This window comes from Halobacteriovorax sp. RT-2-6 (genome assembly GCF_047085025.1).
In the GTDB taxonomy this organism is placed as follows: Bacteria; Bdellovibrionota; Bacteriovoracia; order Bacteriovoracales; family Bacteriovoracaceae; genus Halobacteriovorax_A.
This window is the reverse complement of the sequence record NZ_JBKIYH010000003.1, coordinates 345,295-351,367: the sequence shown is the minus strand read 5'-3', so window position 1 is coordinate 351,367 and position 6,073 is coordinate 345,295. Positions and strand designations below refer to the sequence as shown.

Annotated in this window: 7 protein-coding genes and 1 tRNA gene; 1 reads left to right on the top strand and 7 read right to left on the bottom strand. The window is 35.8% G+C overall.

What is annotated here, in order from left to right; all coding sequences use genetic code 11:
* Positions 1 to 136: 136 nt before the first annotated feature.
* Positions 137 to 212: transfer RNA gene (locus ACMAYS_RS15575), tRNA-Ala, on the bottom strand.
* A 178-nt stretch (positions 213 to 390) separates the two neighbouring features.
* On the opposite strand from ACMAYS_RS15575, the gene ACMAYS_RS15570 reads away from it, so the two are divergent.
* Positions 391 to 966, top strand: coding sequence for a peptidylprolyl isomerase (locus tag ACMAYS_RS15570; protein WP_392993681.1), 576 nt, complete (start codon positions 391 to 393; stop codon positions 964 to 966).
* Positions 967 to 1,623: 657 nt separating this feature from the next.
* On the opposite strand, the gene ACMAYS_RS15565 is transcribed toward ACMAYS_RS15570, so the two are convergent.
* From ACMAYS_RS15565 to ACMAYS_RS15540, 6 genes are read right to left on the bottom strand one after another with little or no spacing between them, the layout of a single operon-like run.
* Complete coding sequence (locus ACMAYS_RS15565) at positions 1,624 to 1,797, bottom strand: hypothetical protein (RefSeq protein ID WP_158246899.1); 174 nt, start codon at positions 1,795 to 1,797, stop codon at positions 1,624 to 1,626.
* Between the two features lie 20 nt (positions 1,798 to 1,817).
* Positions 1,818 to 2,102 (bottom strand): cytochrome C oxidase subunit IV family protein, encoded by a 285-nt coding sequence (locus ACMAYS_RS15560; protein WP_158246900.1) that lies wholly within the window; start codon positions 2,100 to 2,102, stop codon positions 1,818 to 1,820.
* A gap of 22 nt (positions 2,103 to 2,124) precedes the next feature.
* On the bottom strand, positions 2,125 to 2,811 hold the full coding sequence (locus ACMAYS_RS15555; RefSeq protein WP_103218386.1) for an SCO family protein: 687 nt from the start codon (positions 2,809 to 2,811) through the stop codon (positions 2,125 to 2,127).
* A 19-nt stretch (positions 2,812 to 2,830) separates the two neighbouring features.
* On the bottom strand, positions 2,831 to 3,709 hold the full coding sequence (locus ACMAYS_RS15550; RefSeq protein ID WP_103218387.1) for a c-type cytochrome: 879 nt from the start codon (positions 3,707 to 3,709) through the stop codon (positions 2,831 to 2,833).
* 10 nt (positions 3,710 to 3,719) lie between these two features.
* Positions 3,720 to 4,301: a heme-copper oxidase subunit III gene (locus ACMAYS_RS15545; RefSeq protein WP_103218388.1), complete on the bottom strand. Its 582-nt coding sequence runs from the start codon at positions 4,299 to 4,301 to the stop codon at positions 3,720 to 3,722.
* A gap of 5 nt (positions 4,302 to 4,306) precedes the next feature.
* Positions 4,307 to 6,046 carry a cbb3-type cytochrome c oxidase subunit I gene (locus tag ACMAYS_RS15540; protein WP_103218389.1) on the bottom strand — a complete coding sequence of 580 codons (1,740 nt, stop codon included), beginning with the start codon at positions 6,044 to 6,046 and terminating at the stop codon, positions 4,307 to 4,309.
* Positions 6,047 to 6,073 lie beyond the last annotated feature (27 nt).

The window sequence follows — 6,073 nt, the reverse complement described above, 5'->3', positions numbered from 1 at the left end:
ACTTCAATGATTCAGTTACGTCAGATCTTTCAAAAACCGTTTAAAACTTATTTTGGATTTCTTCTCATCTTGTTTGCTACCTAAGCAGCAAATCCTTATTACTTTATTTGAATGTTAAAGAGCCTCTTGAAATAAATGGTGGACATGACAGGAGTCGAACCTGCGACCCCCTGCGTGCAAAGCAGGTGCTCTCCCAACTGAGCTACACGCCCACAAGATAACTCATCATCTGTTTTAAGCAGTTGATTTGTTTCGTTCATCTCTCAAGGTGAAACGTAATTTATGTGACCTCGTTTCATATGTCAACACTGTTTTTTCTTTTTTTTTACTTTTTTTGCATTTTTTTTAATTTCCTATCATAATTTCATTATGCAAAGGAGAATTTCAATAATGACTATTGTAAAGCTTGTAAGAATCTCACTATTTCTATGCATCTTTTTAAGTTGTAGCAAGAATAGCGATATAAAAACACAGGAAGAAGTATCGGACAAAAAGGTTGATGTCTTTAAAATAAATGTAGATCGTACTGGATTATCTGAATCTGAAGGAATTATTAAGACTTCACACGGTAATATTACCTTTAAATTCTATCCTAAAAAGGCTCCTAATACGGTTGCACGCCTAATTCAGTTAATTCAAAGTGGTTTTTATGATGGATTGGGCTTTCATCGAGTAATTCCTAACTTTGTAGTACAAACAGGGGATCCTACAGGCACTGGTAATGGCGGTTCAGGCAAAAAAATCCAGGCAGAATTTAATAATATAAGTCATGTTGCTGGAACAATGGCCATGGCCCGTACTTTAACAGATGAAAATAGTGCTGATTCTCAATTCTATATAGCACTAACAGCACTTCCTCACTTAGATGGTAAGTATACTGTCTTCGGGCAAGTAGTAGATGGATTAGACATCTTAAAAAAGATTAAAGCCGGTGATAAAATTATCAGTATTGAATACCTAGAATAAGAAAAACTTTTTTTAATTTTAAAAGACCTGCAGTTTGCAGGTTTTTTTTACTTATTAGCTTAGAAATCATAGCTAAAATTTAGAAAAATTAAATTGCTCTTATCACTTATATAATGCAGACAAAACCGGGTTTAAAGCTATTACAAGTAATATAAGATAATGTGTAAGCGTAACCACTTTTACAAATAATAGTTTAACAAAAACAATCATTACATTTTTTATTTCTTCTTTACTGAAAGAGAAAAAATTTAAAACTAACAAACACACTTTCTAAATATGTTCATAAATTAAATAATTTATAAAGTTAGAACTGAATAACTTCTCCACCACTGTTTAGGCATGGAGATAAAGGAATGCATTCGAAAGAAGAAGAAAGCTTTTTATATATAAAATTAAAATTAACTTTATCAATTGCAACTCAAGAAGAGCTATCAAAAGATTTCAGTACATATTTTTTGATTTTTTTTCTGATAAAGAATTAAAACACTCTAGTTGCTTTTAAAAATTTCTTACGATTGAAAATCGTCTGGGTTATGGCGTCGGTGTGTTTGTAAACAACTGTTTCGTTTTGGGGAAAGAAGGAATAAGGGCAAAAGATTTCTTGTTCAACTTATTTAAAAAACTAAAAAAAAAGCCTGCATATTCTGCAGGCTTTTTTTATTTTCCATGTCTTTTTTTATCTTTTGTATAAATGAATGTTTTTAAAATCAGGAGCCCAACAATTAAAAATCCAATGATCCAACTTGTTTTCGCAGTAAATTGTCCATCTTTTACTGGTAATGGCTCTTTAGTTGGTACTTGTTGTGTAGTCGTATTCGTGTTTTCAGACATACAAACTCCTTTGTGTCTAATTATCTAAACATTGATTCTAAAATAAGCACAGTAGCATAAACACCTGCTGAAATTGGAATTGCAGCAATAAAACGTGTCCATTTAGTTTCTTCATTTAAGTGCATAAAGTAGTAAGCAACTAAGAAAGCTTTTCCAAGAGCTAAAAGTACTAGAGCACTATCGCGATAAAACTTTGCAATATTTGTCATACCTGGAATGATTAGTTCCACAGCTGTTAAAAACGTCAGTACGAAGAAAATGAAAATATATAATTTCTTGTGTGAATGATGTGCGCCTTCAGCCATTTTATTCTCCATTTATAATTAATTAATTTTTTAAATACTGTTCTTTGTTAACTAATAAACCAAGATCAATCATTAGCTTATTAATATCTTTACTTGTTGAATCGTAATACCCTCTGATTTTACCATGTCCATCAACTAGAACAAGTTTTTCAGAGTGTGCAATATCAAGCATTGTTACCTTTTCACCGTTAACATTGGCCTCAACTTCTTGTAATTTTCCCATCTGAGTACCGAAGCCATCTACTATTGTAGATTGCATATCTTCAGTCTTTCCAGTTAAGAAAGTCCAAATATAAGGATTTGCTTGATGTTTTCTTGCATACTTAAATAGTGTTTTAGGATTATCCGTTTCAGGATCAACAGTAAAAGATACAAGTGCAACCTTTTGCCCAAGTCCTCTTACTCTCTTTTGAATCTTTTGCATTTCTTCCGTTAACCTAAGACAGCTAGACGGACAATTAGTGAAAATGAAGTTTGCTATATAAACACGCCCTTCTAATTCTTTTGATCCAAATGTTTTTCCAAAACTATTAGTAAGTGAGAAAGCTGGTAATTGTTTCATGACTGGAAGTTCAGGAGGTAATTCTCTAAATACTGATTTGAAAAAAGGTACTGAGAAGAAATATAAAACAAATACTAACCAAAACGCTTTCTTTGAGACAAGCGTTTCGATTAGTGAATTTGATCTTTTTATACCTAAACTAGTCATTATTTAACTCTGTTGATTCTTATTGATTCTTAATACGATCAAGTAACTCTTTACGAGCTTCTGTGTCTTTTAAGTTCTTAAGATACTCTACGTAGTGAGCAACTGCCCAGATTTGATCATCTGTAAGTGTTCCTTTCCAAGCGGCCATTGCTGTTCCACCAACACCTGCAGCTAAACGAAGAGCAATTTCTTCAACTGTATCTGCCGAACGAATCGTATTCCAAGTGAAATCAGGTGGAAGTGATTTGAATCCCCACTCAGTTTCTTGAAGCTTTGATTGATAATCACTATCAGAGAAATCACTCGCGCTCATACCAGTAAGCTTCGCAAGCTCATCCTTAGGAACGTAAGCTCTGTGACATGACCAGCACATTGCATCTGCGTGATAAACTTTCTTACCTTCTTCAATAGCAGACTTAACGTGAGCTACACCGTAAGGGTTTTTACCAAGAGTAACTTGTTTTCCAAGTTCCTTATCTTTACCTTCCCATACTGATGGAGCAAAAGTTTTAATGTATTGAACAACTTCAAACATTTGATCTTCAGTTAGATCCCATGGAAGCATTGCCGTACCATGCAGACCCTTCTCTAAGATTTTGTAGAAGTGCTTATCGTGTGGAAGAGTTCCCGCTTCAACTTCTCCAAACTTGAAGACACCTTTAGTAAAGTCACGTGGTGGAACTTTCATTGCCTTAGCTGCAACACCTTTTCCATCACCGTCAACACCGTGACAAGGCATACAGTATTCAGTGTAAATTTGCTTCCCTCTATTAAGAACATCTTTCTTAACATAGAGGCCACCTGCGAATACTTTATCTTCTTTGAAGTGGTTTTCCTGGCAAGAAACCAAAGATAAAATTGTAAACATTGCTGTTAAAGTTAATGCCATTTTCTTCATAGCTATCCTCTTAAAATACAAACATAACGATAAACATTACTAACCAAACGACACCTAAAAAGTGCCAAAACTTAGATACATTCTGTACCCAAGTTACTTTCTCCATACTGTAACCTTTCATTGAAACAGGAAGAAGAAATAAAAGTGCAATTAAACCTAGAACAATATGCGCAGCATGAGTCCAAGTAAGTGCATAAAATAAAGATGGGAATACTCCGCCAGAAGCTTGAAGTCCCATCGCTGCCATTGAGTTCCAAAGTTGCCATTGAACAAACATGAAACCAAGACCTAATAAATAAGTTAATGCGAAATAAACTCTCATGGCCTTAGTATTGTGCTTATTGAATGCAGATTCAAACAGCACTAAAGCAACAGAACTTAACGCAATTATTATTGTACTGACCATAGGGAGTGTTAGAGGAATTCTCGGCATTCCCATTGGTGGCCATACATCAACAGTTAAACGGTAAACAGAAAAACCAAGTAACATCGTAGCAAAGAGCATTGTAAATGAAACAAGAAGCACAATCATCGCGATTGATGATGTGAGCTGTTTTGCTTCAAAATCTTTGTTTGTCATTACTTGGTTCATTCTAATTATGCCTCAACTATTTCTTCAGTTTGATATTGGAAATCCTTACCTTCTGGAAGATTTGGGTTTCCTAGTTCGTGTGGTCCACACTTAACAACAGGAATCTCTTTAAAGTTATACACTGGTGCTGGTGATGGTATTGTCCACTCAAGAGTACCAACATTCCAAGGGTTGTCAGATACTGGCTCTTTTTCTTTCTTAAAGAAAATTGTGTAAACAAAGTTGATTACGAATGGAATTTGTCCAAGACCCATTAGTAGTGCAGAGTAAGTAACAAATGCATTAATTGGGATTAGTCTTTCCATAAATTCGTAAACAAATGGGTTATAAAGACGTCTGTGCATACCTGCGTATCCAACAATCATCATTCCCATGAATACACCATTTAGACCAATCATTGTGATCCAGAAGTGCACTTTACCCCAGAATTCATTCAGGAATTTACCAAACATTTTTGGCATCCAGAAATAAATTGCTGCGTATCCACCAAGAAGAACAGAAGCTGCCATCGTATAGTGGAAGTGACCTACTACAAAGTATGTATCGTGTAGGTAAAGGTCAGTTGTAACAGTTGCTAGATATAGACCTGTTAGACCACCAAGACCAAAAACGAATACAACACCAAGAGAGAAAATCATTGGCGTATCAAACTTGATTGATCCTTTCCAAATTGTCCCTAACCAGTTTGCAAAGAAAATTGCAGATGGAATTGAGATCGTCATTGTAAGAGTCATGAAAGTTTGAGTTAAAAGTGGACTCATTTGAGTCGTATACATGTGGTGACCATATACAATTGTTGAAAGAATTGTAATCGAAGTCATAGAAAGCGCAGTTGCTTTCGCACCAAATGCTGGTTTTCTAGCGAAGAAAGAAAGTAAGTCAGATACAATCCCCCACGCAGGAAGAATAAGGATATAAACTTCAGGGTGACCAAAGATCCAGAATACGTGTTGGTAAAGGATAGGATCACCTGTTCCTGTTGTTGCAGCAGCACCAGCAAGGAAGAAAGTTGTTCCAAATACACGGTCAAATAATAGAAGTAAAAGACCTGCACCAAGTACTGGAAGGAAAATTGCGTTTAAAATAGCTGTTAGCCATAGACCCCAAACAGATAGTGGCATATCAAAGTATCCCATACCTGGAGCTCTAAGAACGATAACAGTTGTAATATAGTTAACCGCACCCATCGTTGAAGATACACCAAGAAGGAAAAGAGCAAGAGTCCAAAGAGTTTGCCCGGCCCCTGGTGAACCAATTAGCGTTGATAAAGTTGGGTACGAAGTCCAACCACCTGCTGCAGCACCTAGTGGTAAACACAGAGAAGCAACAAGGATTAACGCTGATGCAGCTGCAATCCAAAAAGAAAGCATATTAAGTAATGGGAAGACCATATCTCTTGCCCCAATTTGTAATGGGATAAGATAGTTTCCGAACGCCCCAATTAGAATTGGTGTAATTGCGTAGAAAATCATGATCGTACCGTGCATAGTGAAAAGCATCGCGTACGTATCTGGTGGAACAACTCCTCCTGTTGAAGGGAAAAGTAAGTTACCTAGAATTGGGAATGCCTCTCCAGGAAACGCTAGTGTCCAGCGAATCATAAGGGCCATCATCCCACCTAAACCTAGACCAATGATTCCGTACCAAAGAAATTGTTTTCCGATCACTTTGTGATCATAAGAAAAAATATACTTTGAGATGAAAGTCTTTGGCTCTGAGTGAATATGTTGCTCGAAAAATGCCATTTTATATTCTCCTAAAAGTTATCTTAA